Raw genomic sequence first — 21,597 nt, forward strand, 5'->3', positions numbered from 1 at the left:
GGTTATAATCGCCCGCGCTTAAGACTTTTTGCACATCCGCCATTTTTGTTCGGCGTGTCACTTCGCGACTTTTAAATTATAACGAGGGAAAAATGCAACTTATCATGGGATTGATTGGCATGGTGGCGCTGATGCTGTTTGCCGTCCTGCTGTCGACTAACCGCAAAGCTATCAAACTCCGTACGGTGCTGGGTGCCTTCTTATTGCAGGTGGGTATCGGTGCATTAGTGCTGTATGTACCGGTTGGGCGCAGCGTGCTGCTGGGCATGTCGCAGGGCGTTTCCAGCGTGATTGCCTATGGTAATGAGGGGATTTCATTCCTGTTTGGCGGCCTGGCGTCGGACAAAATGTTTGAACTGTTCGGCGGCGGCGGCTTTGTGTTCGCACTGCGCGTACTGCCAATTATTGTCTTTTTCTCCTCGTTAATCGCTGTGCTTTATTACCTCGGTATTATGCAACTGGTGATTCGTCTGCTCGGTGGTGGTTTGCATAAACTGCTGGGGACTTCGCGTACAGAGTCGCTGTCGGCAACGGCAAATATCTTCGTCGGACAGACCGAAGCGCCGCTGGTGGTACGTCCTTATATCGCCACCATGACCCGTTCCGAACTGTTTGCCGTGATGTCTGGTGGACTGGCATCCGTAGCAGGCTCAGTACTGGCGGGCTATGCTCAGATGGGCGTGCCGCTGGAATATCTGATCGCCGCTTCGTTTATGGCCGCACCTGGCGGGTTATTGTTTGCCAAGCTGATGCTGCCGGAAACAGAAACCAGCCTCGACAAGCGCGATGCGGCTGAAATGGTGGCGGAAGATGATAAGCCCGCCAATATCCTTGACGCGGCAGCCTCGGGTGCTTCTTCGGGCATGCAGCTGGCGCTGAACGTCGGTGCGATGTTGCTGGCCTTTGTCGCGCTGATTGCGTTACTGAACGGAATTCTTTCTGGTATCGGTGGCTGGTTTGACTATCCGCAATTGTCGATGGAACTGATTCTCGGTTATCTGTTTGCACCCGTTGCGTTTCTGATTGGCGTGCCGTGGGAAGAGGCCATGATCGCGGGTTCGTTTATCGGCCAGAAGCTGATCGTGAACGAATTCGTTGCTTATCTTAATTTTGGTGCCTATCTGAAAGAAGATGCGGTAGTGGCAGCTGCCGGTCTGCAGGTCATCTCCGATCACACTAAAGCGATAATCTCTTTTGCGCTGTGTGGCTTTGCTAACCTTTCATCGATTGCCATTCTGATCGGTGGGCTGGGCAGCATGGCACCGAATCGCCGCCACGATATCGCCAGTCTGGGAATCAAAGCGGTGATAGCCGGTACCTTATCTAACCTGATGAGTGCCAGTATTGCCGGGGTATTCCTCGCGCTGTAACTAAAATGTGAAAATTATCACATTGCCGCGATGAGGGATCTTCATCGCGGCTTTTTTGTTTTTAAGGGCCGGGCTTTGGTTGATTTAATGTGATTAAAGTCACAATCAGAGTAGAATGATGGCAGACGTTTCTTAATCAACTGTGAGTTAACGCACATCAATGGCGGGCTGGGACTGTTAGAATAATAACATAGAAGCTGGCCTGTGTCGGAAGGCTCATTAAATCTGTTTTGGAGAGTAATATGACTGATGTAACCGCTGCAGCGCTGCGCGCGTTGAAACTGATGGATCTGACTACCCTGAATGATGATGATACCGACGCGAAAGTGATCGCGCTGTGCCATCAGGCAAAATCCCCGGCTGGCAACACTGCTGCCATCTGCATTTATCCGCGTTTTATCCCGATCGCCCGTAAAACCTTACGTGAGCAGGGAACGCCGGACATTCGCATCGCGACGGTCACTAACTTCCCGCATGGCAACGATGATATTGCTATCGCGCTGGCAGAAACCCGTGCGGCAATTGCCTATGGCGCGGATGAAGTTGACGTGGTGTTCCCTTACCGCGCGCTGATGGCTGGCAACAGCGAAGTTGGTTTTGAGCTGGTGAAAGCCTGTAAAGAGGCGTGCGCGGCGGCCAATGTGCTGCTGAAAGTGATTATCGAAACCGGTGAGCTGAAAGAGGCGGCGCTGATTCGTCAGGCTTCTGAAATCTCCATCGATGCCGGTGCTGATTTTATCAAAACCTCAACCGGTAAAGTGCCGGTTAACGCCACCCCGGAAGTCGCCGAAATTATGATGACGGTTATCCGCGATAAAGGCGTTAAAGCTGACGTCGGTTTTAAACCTGCTGGTGGCGTGCGCAGCGCAGAAGATGCCGCCATCTACCTGAAACTGGCTGACGATATCCTTGGCAGCGACTGGGCCGATGCGCGCCATTTCCGCTTTGGCGCTTCCAGCCTGTTAACCAGCCTGCTGAACGCGGCCGGTCATCAGGTTGCAGCCAGTAAATCTGCTTACTAATCAGTAACGACGGCAAGCATGCCGTCGCCGTTTTCAATGAGATTGCACCGTATTCCGAGATAATCCGGGCGAGAGACTTCTCGCCCACTTACCTTTTTAAACAGGGGGTTTACCTTGTTTTTGCCGCAAGAAATTATCCGCAAAAAACGCGATGGCCAGCCACTGAACGAAGATGAGATCCGCTTTTTTATTAATGGCGTACGTGATAACACCGTTTCTGAAGGGCAGATCGCTGCACTGGCGATGACCATTTACTTCCACGATATGTCCCTGCCTGAACGTGTGGCGCTGACCATGGCGATGCGTGATTCGGGTACGGTGCTGAACTGGCAATCGCTGAATCTCAATGGCCCGATCGTCGATAAACATTCGACCGGTGGTGTCGGTGATGTGACCTCGCTGATGCTGGGTCCCATGGTTGCCGCCTGCGGCGGCTATGTGCCAATGATCTCTGGCCGTGGGCTGGGCCATACCGGCGGTACGCTGGATAAACTGGAAGCGATTCCTGGTTTTAATATTTTCCCGGATGATGAGACATTCCGCCGCATCATCAAGGATGTCGGTGTGGCGATTATTGGCCAGACTAACTCGCTGGCACCGGCTGACAAGCGCTTCTACGCGACGCGTGACATCACCGCTACCGTTGACTCGATTCCGCTGATTACCGCGTCAATCCTTGCGAAGAAGCTGGCCGAAGGTCTCGATGCGCTGGTAATGGACGTCAAAGTGGGTTCCGGTGCTTTTATGCCGACCTTCGAGCAATCTGAGCTGCTGGCGCAGGCGATTGTTGGCGTGGCGAATGGCGCAGGCTGTAAAACCACCGCGCTGCTGACCGATATGAACCAGGTGCTGGCATCCAGCGCCGGTAACGCGCTGGAAGTGCGTGAAGCGGTGCAGTTCCTGACCGGAGCTTACCGTAATCCACGTCTGTATGAAGTGACGATGGCGCTGAGCGCCGAAATGCTGATCTCGGGTTCACTGGCCGTCGATGAAAAAGATGCCCGCGCTAAACTGCAAGCGGTGCTGGATAACGGCAAAGCCGCAGAGATCTTTGCGCGCATGGTGGCGGCGCAAAACGGCCCGACTGACTTTATTGATAATCTCGACCGCTATCTGCCAGCGCCGATGCTGAGCAAAGCGGTCTATGCCGATCGCTCCGGCATCGTCAGCGCCATGGACACCCGCGCGTTGGGTATGGCGGTGGTATCGATGGGCGGTGGCCGTCGCCGCGCCAGCGACAGCATTGATTACAGCGTTGGACTGAGCGATATGGCACAGCTCGGTGAACAGATTGATGCGCAGCGTCCGCTGGCAATTATTCACGCCTCCAGCGAGGCCAGCTGGCAGGAAGCTGCCCTGGCGCTGAAATCGGCGATCGCAGTCAGCGATAGTGCGCCGCAATCTACACCAGTTATCTATCGCAGAATTACTGAATAAGCGTCATACTATTCTGATCGCTATTTTTTAATCCTCATCGCGTTGATACGCAGGAGAGCAGGATGAAACGTGCATTTATCATGGTGCTTGATTCCTTCGGAATCGGTGCCAGCAAAGACGCCGACAAGTTCGGCGATAAAGGCTCGGATACCCTGGGCCACATTGCTGAGGCGTGCTTTAAAGGTGAAGCGGATCATGGGCGTAAAGGGCCACTGCATCTGCCAAATCTGACCGCACTGGGCCTCGGCAAAGCCGCGGAAGAATCCACGGGCACTTTCCCGCCGGGCTTGGATCCTAACGCCGAAATTATTGGTGCTTACGCCTACGCCAGCGAGCTGTCGTCTGGTAAAGATACGCCGTCGGGCCACTGGGAAATCGCCGGTGTACCGGTGCTGTTTGACTGGGGCTACTTCAGTGACAAGCAGAACAGCTTTCCGCAGGAACTGCTGGACAAGCTGGTAGAGCGCGCCAATTTACCGGGCTACCTCGGTAACTGCCACTCTTCCGGCACCGTAGTGCTTGATGAGCTGGGTGAAGAGCATATGAAAACCGGCAAGCCGATTTTCTATACTTCTGCTGACTCGGTGTTCCAGATTGCCTGTCATGAAGAGACGTTCGGCCTCGACCGTCTGTATGAGCTGTGCGAAATCGCTCGTGAAGAGCTGACCGAAGGCGGCTATAACATCGGCCGCGTGATTGCGCGTCCGTTTGTGGGTGATAAAGCCGGTCAGTTCGAGCGTACCGGTAACCGTCACGATCTGGCGGTAGAGCCGCCAGCGCCAACCATGCTGAAAAAGCTGGTGGATGAGCAGGGCGGTGAAGTGATTTCGGTGGGTAAAATTGCCGATATCTATGCCCATGTTGGTATCACCAAAAAGGTCAAAGCCACCGGTCTTGATGCGCTGTTTGATGCCACGATTAAAGAGATGGCATCCGCGCCGGATAACGCCATCGTCTTTACCAACTTCGTTGACTTCGACTCGGCCTGGGGCCACCGTCGCGACGTAGCGGGTTATGCCGGCGGACTGGAGTTGTTTGACCGTCGTCTGCCGGAGCTGATGGCACTGGTTAAAGAGGGCGATATTCTGATCCTCACCGCCGACCACGGTTGTGACCCAACCTGGCCAGGTACCGATCATACGCGTGAGCACATTCCGATTATGATCTACGGCCCGAATGTGAAGCCAGGCTCGCTGGGATACCGTGAAACTTTCGCCGATATCGGCCAGACCGTGGCGAAATACTTTGGCCTGTCCGATATGGATTACGGCAAAAATATGCTGTGATTGCAGCACAATGCAACCACTTCGGGGCCGCGCTTGCTGGCCCCACACTGACTAATTAAGGAATACTAAATGGCAACGCCTCATATTAACGCCGAGATGGGTGATTTCGCTGACGTGGTTCTGATGCCGGGCGACCCGCTGCGTGCTAAGCATATTGCTGAAACCTTCCTCGACGACGCGGTTGAAGTGAATAACGTGCGTGGCATGCTTGGTTACACCGGTACTTATAAAGGCCGTAAAATCTCCGTAATGGGCCACGGCATGGGCATTCCGTCCTGCTCGATTTACACCAAAGAGCTGATCACCGATTTTGGCGTGAAGAAAATCATTCGTGTCGGTTCATGCGGTGCGGTTCGTGCGGATGTGAAACTGCGTGACGTGGTGATTGGTATGGGTGCCTGCACCGATTCCAAAGTTAACCGTCTGCGTTTTAAAGATCACGATTTCGCGGCGATTGCTGATTTTGACATGGTGCGTAACGCCGTAGACGCAGCTAAACAACTCGGTGTTGATGCGCGCGTTGGCAACATCTTCTCTGCTGATCTGTTCTATACGCCAGATCCGCAGATGTTCGACGTGATGGAGAAATACGGCATCCTCGGTGTGGAAATGGAAGCGGCGGGCATTTACGGTGTGGCGGCTGAGTTTGGTGCTAAAGCGCTGACCATCTGTACCGTGTCTGACCATATCCGTACCCATGAGCAGACCACCGCGGCTGAACGTCAGACGACGTTTAACGATATGATTAAAATCGCGCTGGAATCCGTGCTGTTGGGTGACAAAGAGTAAATCTCTGCTGAACCCGGGGGCGGTATTCTCACCGCCCCAGTAACCGGCAGTTATTCTGCAACATTACCTAATCACTTACTCCCTCGTAATCAGGCTTTCTCTTCTTTTACCGTTTCGCCAGCGTCAGCTTCTTCTTCATCGTCCTCTTTAACCGGAGTGCTGGCGGTCAGCAGGAACGGTGATTGCTGCCAGCGTGTGCGGCGATCACGCAGCAGAGTACGCGTCAGAATGATGCCAATCGCCAGCGCCAGCAGCATCATCAGGCGCAGAATATTGGTGGTGTTGTCGACCTGTTTGGCCTCGGTCACCAGTACGTGGGTATCCAGCGTGACGCGCAAGAATCCCAGCGGGCTGCCGTTGCTTGCCAGCGGCTGCACAATTTGATGATTGAAATAGCTACCGGCGCGCTTTCCGTCAAGCGCCAGACGGTCGCGCACATTAATGTTTTCGCCGCTACGCGCCAGCAGAGTGCCATCATCGTTATACACCGAGGCATCCAGAATCCGGCTGCGATCGGTCATCTGGCCGAGCAGCGCCTGAATCTGCTGGCGATTATCCTCGCTGTTTTCCATCAGCGGCGTCAGGCTAAAAGCCACCTGTTTTGTCAGGGTGCGCGCCAGCTCTTCTACCTGGCCGGATCGCGCCATCTGATGGCCGAGGCTGAACCACGATGCGCCCTGCATCAGTACGACCAGTAGCGTCAGGCAGATCAGTACAATCACGGTACGATGCAGGCGAAATTTCAGTTTAGCTTTAGCCATCTCTAACCTTTGAATTTTGTGAACAGCGAAGACGCTGTTTTCGACAGTTTATGTTGCCAGAAGCGCGGCATACAAGGTAGCCTCTTGCGTGGTTTTGTTTAGGTTGCGTAGCGAAACCTTACGCAGCCTGATATGTCCCCTACAGGAGCTGTAATGCCAAATCGTCTGACCTGGTGTGACCTGCCTTCCGATGTCTCTCTCTGGCCAGGTTTACCTCTTTCTCTTAGCGGCGACGAAGTGATGCCGCTGGATTATCGTGCCGGGCGTACCGGTTGGTTGCTTTACGGGCGTCAGCTCGATAAAGCTCGTCTGACCCAGTATCAGCACCAGCTGGGTGCTGCGATGGTGATCGTCAGCGCCTGGTGCGTGGATGATTATCAGGTGATTCGTCTGGCCGGGTCGCTGACGCCGCGCGCGACCAAACTGGCGCATGACGTCGGGCTGGATGTGGCGCCGCTGGGCAAAATACCTCATCTGAAAACCCCGGGTCTGCTGGTGATGGATATGGACTCGACGGCTATCCAGATTGAGTGCATCGACGAAATCGCTAAACTGGCAGGCTGCGGTGAGCAGGTCGCGGAAGTGACCGAGCGGGCAATGCGCGGTGAACTCGATTTTGCGGCCAGCCTGCGTCAGCGTGTTGCCACGCTGAAAGACGCCGACGCCAATATTCTCAAACAGGTTCGCGATGAGCTGCCATTAATGCCAGGCTTAACCACGCTGGTACAGAAGCTACAGGCTCTTGGCTGGCAGGTCGCTATCGCGTCCGGTGGTTTTACCTACTATGCAGAATATCTGCGTGACAAGCTGCATTTGGCGGCGGTGGCGGCCAACGAGCTGGAGATCTGTGATGGCAAGCTGACCGGTGAAGTGATCGGCCAGATCGTTGATGCGCAATATAAAGCGAAAACGCTGCTGGAGCTGGCGAAGAAGTTTGCTATCGCAGAAGATCAAACCGTGGCGATCGGCGACGGAGCGAACGATCTGCCGATGATCGCTGCATCCGCGCTTGGCATTGCGTATCACGCCAAACCGACCGTAAATGAAAAAACCGAAGTGACAATCCGCCATGCGGATTTGATGGGCGTGTTCTGTATTCTCAGCGGCAGCCTGATTCACGAAGAGCGTTAATCTAAGGATAAAATTTGGCAAAAGCGGTAAAACGCGCCTTCGTTTGCAACGAATGTGGCGCAGACTATCCGCGCTGGCAGGGGCAATGTAGCGCCTGCCAAGCCTGGAATACCATTACTGAAGTGCGCCTTGCCGCTTCACCCACGGTGGCGCGTAACGAGCGTCTGTCGGGATACGCCGGTAGCGCCGGCACCAGCCGGGTGCAGAAACTTTCTGAGATCAGCCTTGAAGCTCTGCCGCGTTTTACCACCGGCTTTAAAGAGTTTGACCGCGTGCTCGGCGGCGGCGTGGTGCCTGGCAGTGCTATCCTGATTGGCGGTAACCCCGGCGCAGGAAAAAGTACTCTGCTGCTGCAAACGTTGTGTAAGCTGTCGGAAGGAATGAAAACCCTGTACGTCACGGGTGAAGAGTCGCTACAACAGGTGGCGATGCGTGCGCATCGATTAGGCCTGCCCACCGAAAATCTCAATATGCTGTCGGAAACCAGCATCGAGCAGATCTGTCTGATCGCCGAGCAGGAACAGCCGAAGCTAATGGTGATTGACTCAATCCAGGTGATGCATATGGCGGATATTCAGTCGTCGCCTGGCAGCGTCGCGCAGGTGCGTGAGACCGCCGCTTACCTGACCCGCTTCGCCAAAACGCGCGGTGTGGCGATAGTAATGGTGGGCCATGTCACCAAAGACGGCTCGCTGGCCGGTCCAAAAGTGTTGGAACACTGTATCGACTGTTCGGTACTGCTGGATGGCGATGCCGATTCTCGCTACCGCACGCTGCGCAGCCATAAAAACCGCTTTGGTGCGGTGAATGAGCTGGGGGTGTTTGCCATGACTGAGCAGGGGCTGCGTGAAGTCAGCAATCCTTCGGCAATCTTCCTGTCGCGCGGTGATGAAGTGACCTCAGGCAGTTCGGTAATGGTGCTGTGGGAAGGGACACGCCCGCTGTTGGTTGAGATCCAGGCGCTGGTTGATCATTCGATGATGGGCAATCCGCGTCGTGTCGCGGTGGGGCTGGAGCAGAACCGCCTGGCGATTTTGCTGGCGGTACTGCATCGGCATGGTGGCCTGCAAATGGCCGATCAGGATGTGTTCGTCAATGTGGTGGGTGGCGTCAAGGTGACGGAAACCAGTGCCGATTTGGCGCTGATGTTGTCTATGGTCTCCAGTCTGCGCGACCGCCCGTTGCCGCAGGATCTGGTGGTATTCGGTGAAGTCGGCCTTGCCGGAGAGATCCGTCCGGTGCCAAGCGGTCAGGAGCGTATTTCTGAAGCCGCCAAGCATGGGTTCCGCCGCGCCATTGTTCCGGCCGCTAACGTGCCGAAAAAACCGCCGGAAAATATGCAGGTATTTGGTGTTAAGAAACTGGCTGACGCGCTGGCGATTCTCGAAGATTTATAATTTCCTGCGCCGGGCATTCCCGGCGTCAGGTGGTCAGTGTATTCCGGATTGATATGCAGGAGGCAGTTCATGTCGTCATTTGATTATCTGAAAACGGCTATTCGCCAGCAGGGCCACACTCTGCAACAGGTGGCGGACGCCAGCGGCATGACCAAAGGCTATCTCAGTCAGTTACTGAATGCCAAAATCAAAAGCCCCAGCGCGCAAAAGCTGGAGGCGCTGCATCGTTATTTGGGGCTGGAGTTTCCGCGTCGTGAAAAAACCGTCGGTGTGCTGTTCGGTAAATTTTATCCGTTACACACCGGTCATATCTATCTGATTCAGCGCGCCTGTAGCCAGGTGGATGAGCTGCATATCATTATGGGATATGACGAACCGCGCGATAAGATGCTGTTTGAAAACAGTGCCATGTCACAACAGCCGACCATCAGTGACCGCCTGCGCTGGCTGCTGCAAACATTTAAATATCAGAAAAATATTCGCATTCACTCGTTTAACGAAGAGGGAATGGAGCCTTATCCGCACGGCTGGGATGTCTGGAGCCAGGGCATCACGGCGTTTATGGCGAAGCAGGGTATTGAGCCAAACCGCGTTTATACCAGCGAAGAGCAGGACGCAGCACAATATTCTGAGCATCTGGGTATTGAATCGGTGCTGATCGATCCAAAACGATCGTTTATGAACATTAGCGGTGCGCAGATTCGCCAGGATCCTTTCCGCTACTGGGACTACATTCCGACGGAAGTGAAACCGTTCTTCGTGCGCACCGTGGCGATTCTCGGTGGCGAATCGAGCGGGAAATCGACGCTGGTTAATAAGCTGGCGAATATCTTTAATACTACCAGTGCGTGGGAGTTTGGTCGCGATTACGTCTTCTCGCATCTCGGTGGTGATGAGATGGCGTTGCAATATTCGGACTACGACAAAATTGCGCTGGGTCAGGCACAATATATTGATTTTGCAGTTAAATATGCCAATAAAGTGGCGTTTATCGATACCGATTTTGTCACTACTCAGGCATTTTGTAAAAAGTATGAAGGGCGTGAGCATCCGTTTGTGCAGGCGCTGATTGATGAGTACCGCTTTGACCTGGTGATCCTGGTGGAGAATAACGTGCCATGGGTGGCAGACGGTCTGCGTAGTCTCGGCAGCTCGGTGGATCGTAAGGAGTTTCAGGATCTGCTTATCACCATGCTTAACGATAACCAGGTTCCATTTGTGCATGTTGAAGAGGATGATTACGACAGTCGTTTTCTGCGCTGCGTCGAATTAGTCAAGGAGATGTTAGGGAATCGCTGAGGCGAATTCCCTAACCGGTTATACCGTGGTTTGCTGACAAATTTGCAAGTTTGACGTAAGTAAGTTGACAGAATAGACAGGTAAAATTGTTCTGTTCTTAAAGACTACGGAGAGTCGAACTTATGCGTTTACTGTTAGTGGAAGACGAGCAAAAAACCTCATCCTATATTCGCCGTGCGCTGGTTGAACAGAGCTATTCTGTTGATGTTGCGGAAGATGGCAATGAAGGATTATTCCTGGCTCTGCAACATGATTATGACGTGATCATCCTCGATGTAATGTTACCAGGCCTCGATGGCTATGCCGTGCTGGAAAAGATCAGGGCAGTGAAACAAACGGCTGTTTTGATGTTATCAGCAAGAAGTTCGGTTGATGAAAGAGTGCGAGGGCTGCGATCCGGAGCGGATGATTATCTGGCTAAACCGTTCTCATTGATTGAGCTGGTGGCACGTATTCAGGTTTTGCTGCGGCGAAAAATGTCCGATGCCAGCGATCCTCAGCATCTGTGCATTGACGATCTGCAAATCGATCTTATTGCGCGGAAAGTTTTTCGCGCTGGCATCCGCATTGATCTGACGGCAAAAGAGTTTTCATTATTAAGTCTTCTGGCCAGGCATCAGGGAAAAATTCTGTCGAAGATGATGATCGCTGAAGAAGTCTGGGATATGAATTTCGACAGTGATGCAAATGTGGTTGAAGTTGCCATTAAGAGGTTACGTAATAAAATTGACGTACCCTATGAGGATAAACTTATTCACACTGCGCGCGGCATGGGATATGTGTTGGAAACGCGCACTTCGCGCATTACTCATCGGGAGTATGCGCCATGAAAACCTCTATTTCCCTTCGGCTGACCTGCCTGTTTGCCACACTGCTGATTGTTATTATGTTGATTTCCAATTGCTTTTTGAGAACATCGTTATTCTCATCGCTGGAAAACCTGATGCAGAAAGAACTTATCTTCCGTCACTCGCTAATGGCAAAATATATTTCTACCCAGGGAAGTGCCAGTCACTGGTCGAATGTCAAAGATAAGATAGCGACGTTAACCGAGCATGAAGGAAGGAAGGTTGACTATCTTGTTCTCAGCAAAGACAGAAAATTTAATTTGGGCGGTGAAGTAGCCGATAAAATAAACTATGATGGCTTGCCCGAAGGGTTTTCAACTGTTCATCATCAGAATGAATCCTACCCGCTGTATATTCTGGTTGAGACCCTCAAACCTCTGGGGGAAAGACCAGAAGTAAAATTTATTGTCGCGATTAAATCCAAACCTTATTATGCAACTCTTAACGAATTCACCCGTTCTCTGGTGTTTATTTCACTTGCAGGGCTGATTCTGGTGGTGATGTTAAGTTATTTTCTCGCACGTTATGGATTACGTCCGGTAAGAAAACTGAGCGAACAGGCAAATTGCCTTGCACCGGGCAAACAGTTCCAGCGTCTTGATTGTGATACCTTGCCGGATGAACTGTATTCATTAGCGGTCTCTTTTAATGGTGTCCTTGAGCGTCAGGAAGTCGCCTGGAAACAGCTTGAAAGCTTTAATGCTAATGTTGCGCACGAACTCAGAACCCCTCTTACTAATCTGATCGGTCAAACTCAACTCGGCTTGTCGCGTCCGGGAGCCTCTGACGAGCTTGGCGAACTGCTTGAATCGAATCTGGAAGAGCTGGGGCGTATGGCATCGATTGTGAATGATATGCTGTTCCTTTCACACGCTCAGGCTGGTCAGCATGCGGTTGAGCTCAGTCAGGTCTCACTGCGTGAAGAAACACGCAAAACCTGCGAATATGTCGAACCCTCTTTCCTCGAGAAAAATATCAATATCGATGTGATTGGGGATGTTCAGGTAATGATTGATAAAAGACTCTTTCATCGGGCACTGGCTAATTTGCTGGAAAATAGCGCGCGTTATGCGCTAGCAGGTAGCTCAGTCGGGGTTGCATTGTCACAACAAGGAAATTTTACTTATATTGCGGTATCAAATGTGGGGGAGCCGATTGAACCTCAGCATTTAAGCCGACTGTTTGAGCGCTTCTATCGTGTCGATGAGGCGCGTAATCTGAGCAGTGTTCACCATGGATTAGGGCTGGCTATCGTCAAGGCTGTTGCCCTGATGCATGGCGGAGAAGCTTTTGCCCGCAGTGAAAATGGCGTAAATACCTTTGGCTTCACCTTGAGGATAAATGCCCCGGATATAGCCAGTAACAGGGCGATTTTATCTGCCAGTCGTGTTTCAGTTGAGGCGTTGTGATCATTGTTTTCGTTGCCTGTCCTGATGGGGAAGAATAATCCATCAAAGACAGGCAATCTCATTATCGATTGAAGATATGTGAGCGGGAATAGCGTTGTTTAGCGATAGATAACTGCAACACCAAACTGCCTGTTGTTGCCTCCGGTAGCAATAATTTTATAGGCGGTTGCACCGGCTTCAACAGCCTTTTCTCTGAGCTTTCCTGATACTTCTGACGGTGTTGACATGCCGCTAACGCTAATGACACCTATTTTTTCTTTACCGTAATCAGACGAAATAAGATCTGCTGCGATAACATTTTTAGTCGCAAACAGTGAAATAACAGCGAGCGCGGCGATGGACTTAATTTTCATCTCTTTTCCTCTTTATTTAATATTGTCATTGTAAATTTATTGATTGCGTTTCATCGCTTTACTGTATCAATTGAAGCTGTCATCAAAATTACCCTGGGATGACAAAGCTGACAGAATGAGCGGTGCTTACATTTCTTTTACTTTGACGATATTTCAACGGCGGTTGCCTGAATCGCCTGGAAAAGACGCGTGAAAATGCCTGCTGCGACTCAAAGCCATAACTATAACAAATATAGCTAATGCTATAATCCGTTTCATGGAGATCCCGTGCTGCCAATTCTAACTTTCTGTTTCTGATGTAACTTGCCAGATTTTCATTGGTTATCTTGCGAAATAACTTTTGTAGATACCATTTTGAATAGCCTGATTTTTTAACTACGTCAGTTATTTTTATTGGGTAACGGATGTTTTCTTCTATCCAGATTAACAAGTGAGCGACTGTTTCATGATGTCTGTCCATTGACAACTCCTGTATTAATATCCTGTTGGTAATTAACTGAATTAATCAGCGGCTGTGTGTCAATCTGATTTAAACCTGCGGAAAGATGCTGGCATCGTGCTTATTTTTCCGCTTGATGCGAAAAATTCGGGTAATAATAACAAAGAAAACCGGAACAAAATGGATCACCAGAAAAGTCGAGGCTAACACTCCGCCGAGCACCGCAGTGCCAATTGCATTCTGGCTGGCTGCTCCAGCACCACTGGCAAAAAATAGCGGAAGAACACCCAGCATAAAAGCCAGTGAGGTCATGACTATCGGCCGCAGTCGCTGGCGTGCGGCGAGCATAGCGGATTCAGTGGCACTTCCCCCTGAGTCATAATGTGCTTTGGCAAACTCAACAATCAGGATGGCATTCTTTGCTGCCAGTCCTATGGTGGTCAGTAAGCCAATTTGGAAGTAAACATCATTTGCCAGCCCACGAAGCAGCATCAGCAGTACTGTGCCAATAATGCCGCCAGGCACCGCCAGTATCACAATTGAAGGAATGCTCCAGCTTTCATAAAGCCCTGCCAGACATAAAAAAATCACCATCAAAGACATTAAGTACAGCATCGCCGTCTGCGACCCGGCTTTCCTCTCTTCATAGGAGAGACCGGTCCAGTCGTAGCCCACACCGTCCGGCAAGGTGGCGGCAAGGCGCTCTATTTCTGCTATCGCATCGCCTGAACTGTAACCGCTCGCCGGAACGCCCTGGATATTATAGGCGGGAACGCCGTTATATCGCGTCAGCTTCTGCGAACCCACCCCCCATTCTGCCGCCGCGAAGGATGAAAACGGCACCATATTTCCCAGTTCATTACGCACATACCATTTGTGCAGGTCATCAGGTTGCATACGTGATTCTGCCTGCCCCTGAATATAAACGCGCTTGACGCGTCCGCGATCGATAAAGTCATTGATATATCCCGACCCCCAGGCGAGTGATAATGTTTGATTAATTTCATTTAATGGCACACCTAACGCTTTGGCCCGCTCTTTATCAATTACCAGTTGATATTGCGCAGCATCTTCAACGCTATTTACCCGAATATTCGCCAGTATTGCGCTTTGACGCGCCTGGTCGATAAACAAGTTACGTGCGGCCAGAAAGGCTTGATGATCGAGGCCCGCCTGATTCATTAACTGGAGATTAAAACCTGCCACATTACCCAGTTCCCTGACCGATGGCGGCATTGAGACAACCACGTTTGCATCCCTGAGCTGCTCCCTGAACACGGCATTAAGCCGCTGCGTAACCGCTTCGGCATGCTGAGCCGGCGCGGTTCTCTGCTCCCAGGGTAATAACCGCACCCAGATCATCCCGGTATTTTGGCCACGCCCACCAAAATTAAATCCGGAGCCGATAAATGCGGATAAAACCGTGTCTTTCTCTTTCGTCAGCAAGTATTCACTGGCTTGATGCAGTATTTGCTGTGTGCGTTCAGCACTGGAGCCGGCGGGAGTGGTTATCTGCACAAACAAAAATGCCTGATCTTCCTGCGGCAGAAATGAGCCAGGTAAGCGGATAAACATCACTACCGTTACCACAATCAGCAGAATATACAGAGCGATAAGTCGTAAAGGACGCGTAATACAGTGACCGACCAGGTTGCTGTAACGATCTGTTATTTGCTCAATAAATCGATTTATGTTTTGGAAAAAACGTCCCTGATGGCGATCGGCAGTGGGCGTTTTCAACAGCGTGGCGCAAAGGGCGGGGGTAAAAATGAGGGCGATAAATAGCGATAAAACCATCGCGGTAATAATGGTAATCGCGAACTGACGATAGATAACGCCGGTCGAACCGCTAAAAAACATCATCGGGATAAACACCGCGGATAACACCATTGTCATACCAAACAGCGCGCCGCTAATCTGCTTCATCGATTGCCGTGTCGCCTGTACCGGTGACAGTTTCTGCTGCTGCATAAGGCGCTCAACGTTCTCTACCACCACAATGGCATCGTCCACCAATAGCCCAATAGCGAGTACCATCGCAAACATGGTCAGCGTATTGATGCTGTAACCGAGGGTAGAAAGTACGCCAAATGTCCCGAGTAAAATAACCGGGATAGCTAAGGTTGGGATCAATGTTGCTCTTAAATTTTGCAAAAAAAGAAACATAATAACGAAGACCAGCACAATGGCTTCGATAAGTGTTTTCACCACATTCTTAATCGAGAGACTAATAAAAGGCGTCGAGTCATAGTTGGTGACGACTTCAAAACCCGGCGGGAAAAAAGGCCGCAGCTGATCAAGAGTGGCATACACCGCTTTTGCGGTATCAAGCGCATTCGCCTCGCTGGCAACTCGCACCGCAAGCCCGGCAGCGGGCTTCCCGTTGTACCAGGAGGTTACCGCATAGTTTTGCGCCCCCAGCTCAACTTTTGCCACGTCACCTAAGCGAACCTGAGATCCATCGCTGTTGGTTTTAATCAGAATGGCAGCGAATTCCTCCGGATATTGCAGGCGCGTTGCTCCCTGAATCGTCGCGTTTATTTCCTGTCCTCGCGCGGCGGGCAGGCCGCCTAACTGACCGGATGAAATTTCAATATTTTGTTCACTCACCGCGCGGCTGACATCCGTTGCCGTCAGATTGAATTTAAATAATGCTGCCGGATCGAGCCATATCCGCATCGCGTAAGGCGATCCAAAAAGCTGGAAGTCCCCTACGCCAGCGGTGCGACCGATCGGATCCTGAATAAATGTTGCAACATAATCCGCGATATCCTGGCGCGACATGCTGCCATCTTTGGAGATAAAACCGAGAAACAACAGGTTATTTGCCGGTGCTTTGGTTACCCGAATACCCTGTTGTTGCACTTCGACCGGCAGCATCGGTTGCGCCAGCGAGATTTTATTCTGCACCTGAACTTGCGCGGTATCGGCATTGGTACGCTGAGAAAAGGTCAACACGATGGTCATGCTGCCATCAGAATGACTTTCAGATGACATGTACTCAAGATTATCAAGGCCATTCATCTGCTGCTCGATAACCTGCACCACAGAATCTTGCCCGGTTTTGGCTGAAGCGCCGGGCCAGTTGATATGAATATTGATGGTTGGCGGGGCAATGGCCGGGAATTGACTGACCGGCATCGAGAACATCGCCAGGCCACCAAACAGCATGATCAATATGGCAATAACCCATGCCAAAACCGGACGCGCAATAAAGAAAGTAGCCATCAGGCGCGCCCTCCGGCAGCGGTGGCGATGTCATCCGCAGACGAGCGCCACTCCTCAACCGCTACCGTCATCCCTGGTTTTACTCTTTGGCTGCCCTCGATAATGACTCTGTCACCCGGTTTAACGCCCTGCGTCACTAACCAACTATCGTCAATGGCCTGTGCGGTGCGGATAACTCGTTGCTCAACGATATTGCTGTCATTAACCAGCAGAACCAGCGAATCTCCTTGTACTGAGCGGGTGACGCCGCGCTGGGGGATCAGTAATCCTTCGGCAGCGATACCCTGGTTCAGACGCGCTTTAACAAACATACCGGGCAAAAGCAGGCGTTCCGGGTTGGGAAACAGTGCGCGCAGCACAATGGATCCGGTTGAGCGATCGACCGTTACTTCGGCAAATTGTAATGTGCCCTGATGGGCGTATTCCGTATTGTCTTCAAGTCGTAACTGCACGCTGGCGGACATTTTTGCACTGCCACGGCTTAATTCACCACTGTCGAGCATTTGCCTCAGACGCAGCAGTTCGCTGCTGGACTGCACGATATCGACATAAATAGGATCAATTTGCTGAATAGTGGCAATTGCCATTTCCTGTTGAGCCGTGACCAGGGCACCTTCAGTCACCCGCGAGCGGCCAATAATGCCGTTCAGTGGAGAAAGCACGCGGGTAAAAGAGAGATTAATATTAGCGGTATCCAGCGCGGCCTGCGCCGCCAGTACATCAGCCTGAGATTGATTTTTGCCGGACTCGGCATTTTCATAATCCTGACGGCTGATAATATTTTGCTTAGCCAGGGTGTTATATCGATGCAGTAGCTGTGAGGCAATATGTAGCTGGGCGTTAGCGCGAGCCAGGGATGCTTGCCTTTGCCTGACTTCTGCCTCGAAAAGTGCAGCATTAATCTGATATAACGGTTGATCAAGGCCGATCTCTTCTCCCTCAATAAATAATCGTTGCTGAATAATGCCACTGACTTGCGGCCGAACTTCTGCCTGACGAAATGGCATGGTTCTGCCGGGCAATTCAGTGGTAATTTCGACCGGCTGTTTATGCAATGTCACTACGCCAACTTTTGACGGCGGCGTCGCTGATTTTGCGGCGGATTTTTCTGGCAATGACCTGAGTTGCATTGCGACCAACGCCAGAATAATCACGCCAGCCATAATTAATATGATTTTGTTGATCATAATTACCTCGCAAATATTTCGCGCTTATTGGCCTGGCGAAAATGTCGGCCAGTGGGAATATTGAAAGGTCACTATATATTTTATCTGCTGACATCGGCATGACAGCAAAATAACAAACAGGTCAGATTATGATTTTCTGGCGATTATTTTAACGTTAAGTGGTGAATTAATTATCACTCAATATATTTAGTGTTCAAGAGAAGTGAATTTATCGGCAATTTAATGTGAGGGGAGGGCGTTGTCCTGATGGGCAATAAGTCATTCATCGTCTGGAAATGGAAAAGGCTTTTTCTGGGGATTTCCCCCAGAAAAAGAGGCTGATACTTAATACACTATTACTACTTTTCCGCGCATATGGCCTTCCAGCACGCGCTGATGAGCTTCAGTCAGGGTTTCCACTGACAGTCCTTGCAAGGTCTCATTTAGCGTGCTGGCAATTTTACCGGCATCCAGTAATGCGGCGACGTCATCAAGAATTTCTCCCTGACGGGCGATATCCGGCGTGTTATACATGCTGCGGGTATACATAAACTCAAAGTGCAGCGCCGCGCTTTTCAGCTTCAGCTCATTCATATCCAGCGGCTGCTCATTTTCCACAATGGTGCAGATATGGCCCTGCGGCGCAATCAGCTTCGCCATGGTGTCCCAGTGGCCGTCGGTATCATTCAGGCAGAAAATATAATCCACCTGTTTCAGGCCCAGCTTCTCCAGTTCGCCTGGCATATCCTTGTAGTTAATTGTCAGGTCAGCACCGCGATCCAGGCACCACTGCACGGAATCCGGGCGTGAGGCGGTCGCAATCACTTTCAGTTTGCTGTGCAGTTTGGCAAACGGGATCGCCAGTGAACCAACGCCGCCAGCGCCGCCAACAATCAACAGGGTTTTACCTTCCGGCGCATCCTGAATATTCAGCCGCTCAAACAGGCCCTCCCAGGCGGTCAGCGCGGTCAGCGGAATAGCCTGATGAGCTTCAGTCAGGGTTTCCACTGACAGTCCTTGCAAGGTCTCATTTAGCGTGCTGGCAATTTTACCGGCATCCAGTAATGCGGCGACGTCATCAAGAATTTCTCCCTGACGGGCGATATCCGGCGTGTTATACATGCTGCGGGTATACATAAACTCAAAGTGCAGCGCCGCGCTTTTCAGCTTCAGCTCATTCATATCCAGCGGCTGCTCATTTTCCACAATGGTGCAGATATGGCCCTGCGGCGCAATCAGCTTCGCCATGGTGTCCCAGTGGCCGTCGGTATCATTCAGGCAGAAAATATAATCCACCTGTTTCAGGCCCAGCTTCTCCAGTTCGCCTGGCATATCCTTGTAGTTAATTGTCAGGTCAGCACCGCGATCCAGGCACCACTGCACGGAATCCGGGCGTGAGGCGGTCGCAATCACTTTCAGTTTGCTGTGCAGTTTGGCAAACGGGATCGCCAGTGAACCAACGCCGCCAGCGCCGCCAACAATCAACAGGGTTTTACCTTCCGGCGCATCCTGAATATTCAGCCGCTCAAACAGGCCCTCCCAGGCGGTCAGCGCGGTCAGCGGAATAGCGGCAGCGGCTGCCCAGTCGAGGCTTTTCGGTTTGTGACCGGTAATCCGCGCATCAATCAGTTGCAGCGTGCTGTTACTGCCCGGACGAGTGATATCGCCAGCATAATAAACCTCGTCGCCGGGTTTGAAACCGCTGACTTTGCTGCCGGTTTCCAGCACCACGGCGCTGGCATCCCAGCCCAGAACCCGCGGCGCTTGCAGACCATTCTTCTGTGCGCCTTTATGCACTTTGGTATCCACCGGGTTGACCGATGCGGCCTTCACTTCCACCAACAAATCATATTCACCCGGCGTCGGACGCTCTGGCTGAATTTCAATAAACTGCTGTGGATTTTCCGGATTGATTGCAATCGCTCTGTTATTCATCTCAATTCTCCTCAGGTTAGTGGGTTAATTGTAGATGCTGTAAACTGGAGTGATAAGATGGACAATCAATCACAGAGTGTTCGTCTCAGGTGAACAATCATGTTTAAGCAGTTACAGGATATGGCGCTGTTTGCGCTGGTGGCAGAGGGCGGCAGCTTTACTGCAGCGGCACGCCGCGCCGGGCTACCAAAATCGAGCGTCAGCCAACGCATCAGCCAGCTGGAACAGTCGCTCGGCTTACGTTTGCTGAACCGTACTACCCGCCAGCTGAATCTGACCTTTGCTGGTGAACGTTACCTGATTCACTGTCAGGAGATGCTACAGGCCAGCGAACGCGCCGATCAGGCGATTGAGCGACTGCGCGATAACCCCAGCGGCAGGTTGCGCATCACCAGCCCGGCGGGTATTGGCGCGACGCTGCTGGCGCGTTGTAATGCCGGCTTTCAGCAGCAGTTTCCCGACGTGACGCTGGAAGTCTCGGTATCCGATGATATGCGAGATCTGGTGCAGGATGGCTTTGATATCGCCCTGCGCACCGGCAAGCCGCAGGATTCATCGCTGATTGGCCGGCGCATTGGCTACTGCCAGCGCTATCTGGTGGCGGCTCCGGGCTATCTGGCGCAGCATTCGCCGATTTTGCATCCGCAACAGCTGGCGGAACATCGCTGTATTGCCCATCGCGCCTGGAGCGAATGGCTACTGAAGCGCGGCGAGGAGTGGTACAGCTGGCTACTGCCTCCGACGCATATGACGGACAACCTGGTGTATGCGCGCGAATGTGCGCTACAGGGAGCGGGCATTACCTTGCTGCCGCGCTTTTTAACCCATGATTTAACCCGAGATAATGCGCTGGTACAGGTGTTACCGGAGTGGGAAGTCGAAGGCAATGAGTTATGGCTGGTTTATCCCAGCCGTAAGCTGAACTCACCGGCGCTGGCCTGTTTTATCGACTATGCCATCGGTTCGCCGGTGTTTACGGAGTTCTACAAGTAGCCACTAATGCATAACAGATCAACTTAATAAGCATTCTCATTATCATTTGGCTTTGCTATTCTGCTTGCTTAAGATTTTTCCTGGCTAAATTAAAGGCGGGTGTATGGCAGCGGTTCCGGATTCGACATTATTAACTGAGCCTTGTATCTAATCCTCGGGGCAAGTAATGGTGAAGAGTTATCAGCTAACTGATTATCATTTAAGTGATTAATAAATATAGTATATAAAGCAAGAATGAACAGGGTGAACACTTTTCTACAAAATCATTTTTCTATTACATGAGTTAAATATGCTACTTAGAAGAGTGATCTCACAAAATTTTCTTGTGTGTAAGAATGTGTGCAGGCGTGATTTTTTCGGTATGTAATTTTAATAAAAACATATTATTATCTATTTCTTATCACTCCTGCGATCGACTAAAACCGCGCCCTTAAGCGCGGATCGATACTCATTTATGCAGCTGGAGACTAATTCTTAAAGCCCGGTTTTCCGTTGGCCTGACGCCATTCTTTGACTTCCTGAACAACACCTTCTGGACTATCTTCGCGTCCTTCTCGTGGATAATAAATAAGGTCTGAACCCTCTGGATGTTCACACAGACGTTCAAACTTCAAAAGATTATTTACATCTTCTTCTTCGCTTTCTTCTTCTGCATTGTAGATCCTACTAACCAATGCTAAAAATTCTTGCTCAGTATAATCAGAAATGGATTTTTTATTATTCATATAACCACC

The 21,597-nt window shown here is 51.3% G+C and carries 17 protein-coding genes and 2 pseudogenes; 11 read left to right on the forward strand and 8 right to left on the reverse strand.

Annotation, left to right across the window (positions count from 1 at the left end):
• The first annotated feature begins 92 nt into the window (after window positions 1-92).
• The 5 genes from RIN69_RS03325 (at window position 93) to deoD (ending at window position 5,904) form a co-directional block, all read left to right on the forward strand.
• Entirely contained in the window at window positions 93-1,370 is a 1,278-nt protein-coding gene (locus RIN69_RS03325; RefSeq protein WP_313855545.1) for a NupC/NupG family nucleoside CNT transporter, read from the forward strand.
• A gap of 242 nt (window positions 1,371-1,612) precedes the next feature.
• Window positions 1,613-2,392, forward strand: a complete 780-nt coding sequence (gene deoC / locus RIN69_RS03330) for a deoxyribose-phosphate aldolase (RefSeq protein ID WP_313855546.1) — start codon at window positions 1,613-1,615, stop codon at window positions 2,390-2,392.
• A 114-nt stretch (window positions 2,393-2,506) separates the two neighbouring features.
• Window positions 2,507-3,829 (forward strand): thymidine phosphorylase, encoded by a 1,323-nt coding sequence (deoA, locus tag RIN69_RS03335; protein ID WP_313855547.1) that lies wholly within the window; start codon window positions 2,507-2,509, stop codon window positions 3,827-3,829.
• Between the two features lie 62 nt (window positions 3,830-3,891).
• Entirely contained in the window at window positions 3,892-5,115 is a 1,224-nt protein-coding gene (gene deoB / locus RIN69_RS03340) for a phosphopentomutase (RefSeq protein WP_313855549.1), read from the forward strand.
• 69 nt (window positions 5,116-5,184) lie between these two features.
• A complete protein-coding gene (deoD, locus tag RIN69_RS03345) occupies window positions 5,185-5,904 on the forward strand; it encodes a purine-nucleoside phosphorylase (protein WP_052902444.1) in 720 nt (239 codons plus the stop codon).
• Window positions 5,905-5,993: 89 nt separating this feature from the next.
• Here the strand turns inward: deoD and RIN69_RS03350 are convergent, their stop codons facing one another.
• A complete protein-coding gene (locus RIN69_RS03350) occupies window positions 5,994-6,665 on the reverse strand; it encodes a YtjB family periplasmic protein (RefSeq protein ID WP_313855551.1) in 672 nt (223 codons plus the stop codon).
• A 153-nt stretch (window positions 6,666-6,818) separates the two neighbouring features.
• Here RIN69_RS03350 and serB point away from each other — a divergent pair, with 153 nt between their 5' ends.
• The 5 genes from serB to RIN69_RS03375 all read left to right on the forward strand — a co-directional run bounded on the left by serB (window position 6,819) and on the right by RIN69_RS03375 (window position 12,749).
• Complete coding sequence (serB, locus tag RIN69_RS03355) at window positions 6,819-7,796, forward strand: phosphoserine phosphatase (protein ID WP_313855553.1); 978 nt, start codon at window positions 6,819-6,821, stop codon at window positions 7,794-7,796.
• Between the two features lie 14 nt (window positions 7,797-7,810).
• The gene (radA, locus tag RIN69_RS03360; RefSeq protein WP_313855554.1) at window positions 7,811-9,193 is read left to right on the forward strand and encodes a DNA repair protein RadA; all 1,383 of its coding nucleotides are present in this window, start codon (window positions 7,811-7,813) and stop codon (window positions 9,191-9,193) included.
• A gap of 69 nt (window positions 9,194-9,262) precedes the next feature.
• Entirely contained in the window at window positions 9,263-10,492 is a 1,230-nt protein-coding gene (gene nadR, locus RIN69_RS03365; protein ID WP_313855556.1) for a multifunctional transcriptional regulator/nicotinamide-nucleotide adenylyltransferase/ribosylnicotinamide kinase NadR, read from the forward strand.
• 122 nt (window positions 10,493-10,614) lie between these two features.
• Entirely contained in the window at window positions 10,615-11,322 is a 708-nt protein-coding gene (locus tag RIN69_RS03370; RefSeq protein WP_313855558.1) for a heavy metal response regulator transcription factor, read from the forward strand.
• Window positions 11,319-12,749, forward strand: a complete 1,431-nt coding sequence (locus RIN69_RS03375) for a heavy metal sensor histidine kinase (RefSeq protein ID WP_313855559.1) — start codon at window positions 11,319-11,321, stop codon at window positions 12,747-12,749. Before RIN69_RS03370 ends, RIN69_RS03375 begins: the two co-directional genes overlap by 4 nt.
• Window positions 12,750-12,847: 98 nt before the next feature.
• Here the strand turns inward: RIN69_RS03375 and RIN69_RS03380 are convergent, their stop codons facing one another.
• The 6 genes and pseudogenes from RIN69_RS03380 to RIN69_RS03405 form a co-directional block, all read right to left on the reverse strand.
• A complete protein-coding gene (locus RIN69_RS03380; protein ID WP_313855561.1) occupies window positions 12,848-13,102 on the reverse strand; it encodes a YdgH/BhsA/McbA family protein in 255 nt (84 codons plus the stop codon).
• Window positions 13,103-13,190: 88 nt separating this feature from the next.
• The gene (locus RIN69_RS03385; protein ID WP_313855563.1) at window positions 13,191-13,562 is read right to left on the reverse strand and encodes a helix-turn-helix domain-containing protein; all 372 of its coding nucleotides are present in this window, start codon (window positions 13,560-13,562) and stop codon (window positions 13,191-13,193) included.
• A 69-nt stretch (window positions 13,563-13,631) separates the two neighbouring features.
• A complete protein-coding gene (locus RIN69_RS03390) occupies window positions 13,632-16,769 on the reverse strand; it encodes an efflux RND transporter permease subunit (RefSeq protein ID WP_313855564.1) in 3,138 nt (1,045 codons plus the stop codon).
• Window positions 16,769-17,956, reverse strand: a complete 1,188-nt coding sequence (locus RIN69_RS03395; protein ID WP_313855565.1) for an efflux RND transporter periplasmic adaptor subunit — start codon at window positions 17,954-17,956, stop codon at window positions 16,769-16,771. Before RIN69_RS03395 ends, RIN69_RS03390 begins: the two co-directional genes overlap by 1 nt.
• A gap of 324 nt (window positions 17,957-18,280) precedes the next feature.
• Window positions 18,281-18,916: pseudogene (locus RIN69_RS03400) on the reverse strand (zinc-binding alcohol dehydrogenase family protein); the annotation flags it as partial.
• Window positions 18,911-19,870 (reverse strand): annotated as a pseudogene (locus RIN69_RS03405) (zinc-binding alcohol dehydrogenase family protein); the annotation flags it as partial. The pseudogenes RIN69_RS03400 and RIN69_RS03405, both read right to left, overlap by 6 nt.
• A 96-nt stretch (window positions 19,871-19,966) precedes the next feature.
• Here RIN69_RS03405 and RIN69_RS03410 point away from each other — a divergent pair.
• Window positions 19,967-20,863, forward strand: a complete 897-nt coding sequence (locus RIN69_RS03410) for a LysR family transcriptional regulator (protein WP_313857577.1) — start codon at window positions 19,967-19,969, stop codon at window positions 20,861-20,863.
• Between the two features lie 467 nt (window positions 20,864-21,330).
• Here RIN69_RS03410 and RIN69_RS03415 read toward each other — a convergent pair whose 3' ends face one another.
• Complete coding sequence (locus RIN69_RS03415; protein ID WP_313855567.1) at window positions 21,331-21,588, reverse strand: bacteriocin immunity protein; 258 nt, start codon at window positions 21,586-21,588, stop codon at window positions 21,331-21,333.
• Window positions 21,589-21,597: the final 9 nt, after the last annotated feature.

The sequence above is a fragment of the Winslowiella toletana genome, assembly GCF_032164335.1.
GTDB classification, from domain to species: Bacteria; Pseudomonadota; Gammaproteobacteria; order Enterobacterales; family Enterobacteriaceae; genus Erwinia; species Erwinia toletana_A.

Excerpts from the sequence above, each read along its gene's own strand:
- RIN69_RS03325 (WP_313855545.1), top strand. The coding sequence starts at position 93 with ATGCAACTTATCATGGGATTGATTGGCATGGTGGCGCTGATGCTGTTT.
- deoC (WP_313855546.1), top strand. The coding sequence starts at position 1,613 with ATGACTGATGTAACCGCTGCAGCGCTGCGCGCGTTGAAACTGATGGAT.
- deoB (WP_313855549.1), top strand. The coding sequence starts at position 3,892 with ATGAAACGTGCATTTATCATGGTGCTTGATTCCTTCGGAATCGGTGCC.
- deoD (WP_052902444.1), top strand. The coding sequence starts at position 5,185 with ATGGCAACGCCTCATATTAACGCCGAGATGGGTGATTTCGCTGACGTG.
- RIN69_RS03350 (WP_313855551.1), bottom strand. The coding sequence starts at position 6,665 with ATGGCTAAAGCTAAACTGAAATTTCGCCTGCATCGTACCGTGATTGTA.
- serB (WP_313855553.1), top strand. The coding sequence starts at position 6,819 with ATGCCAAATCGTCTGACCTGGTGTGACCTGCCTTCCGATGTCTCTCTC.
- nadR (WP_313855556.1), top strand. The coding sequence starts at position 9,263 with ATGTCGTCATTTGATTATCTGAAAACGGCTATTCGCCAGCAGGGCCAC.
- RIN69_RS03370 (WP_313855558.1), top strand. The coding sequence starts at position 10,615 with ATGCGTTTACTGTTAGTGGAAGACGAGCAAAAAACCTCATCCTATATT.
- RIN69_RS03375 (WP_313855559.1), top strand. The coding sequence starts at position 11,319 with ATGAAAACCTCTATTTCCCTTCGGCTGACCTGCCTGTTTGCCACACTG.
- RIN69_RS03380 (WP_313855561.1), bottom strand. The coding sequence starts at position 13,102 with ATGAAAATTAAGTCCATCGCCGCGCTCGCTGTTATTTCACTGTTTGCG.
- RIN69_RS03385 (WP_313855563.1), bottom strand. The coding sequence starts at position 13,562 with ATGGACAGACATCATGAAACAGTCGCTCACTTGTTAATCTGGATAGAA.
- RIN69_RS03390 (WP_313855564.1), bottom strand. The coding sequence starts at position 16,769 with ATGGCTACTTTCTTTATTGCGCGTCCGGTTTTGGCATGGGTTATTGCC.
- RIN69_RS03395 (WP_313855565.1), bottom strand. The coding sequence starts at position 17,956 with ATGATCAACAAAATCATATTAATTATGGCTGGCGTGATTATTCTGGCG.
- RIN69_RS03415 (WP_313855567.1), bottom strand. The coding sequence starts at position 21,588 with ATGAATAATAAAAAATCCATTTCTGATTATACTGAGCAAGAATTTTTA.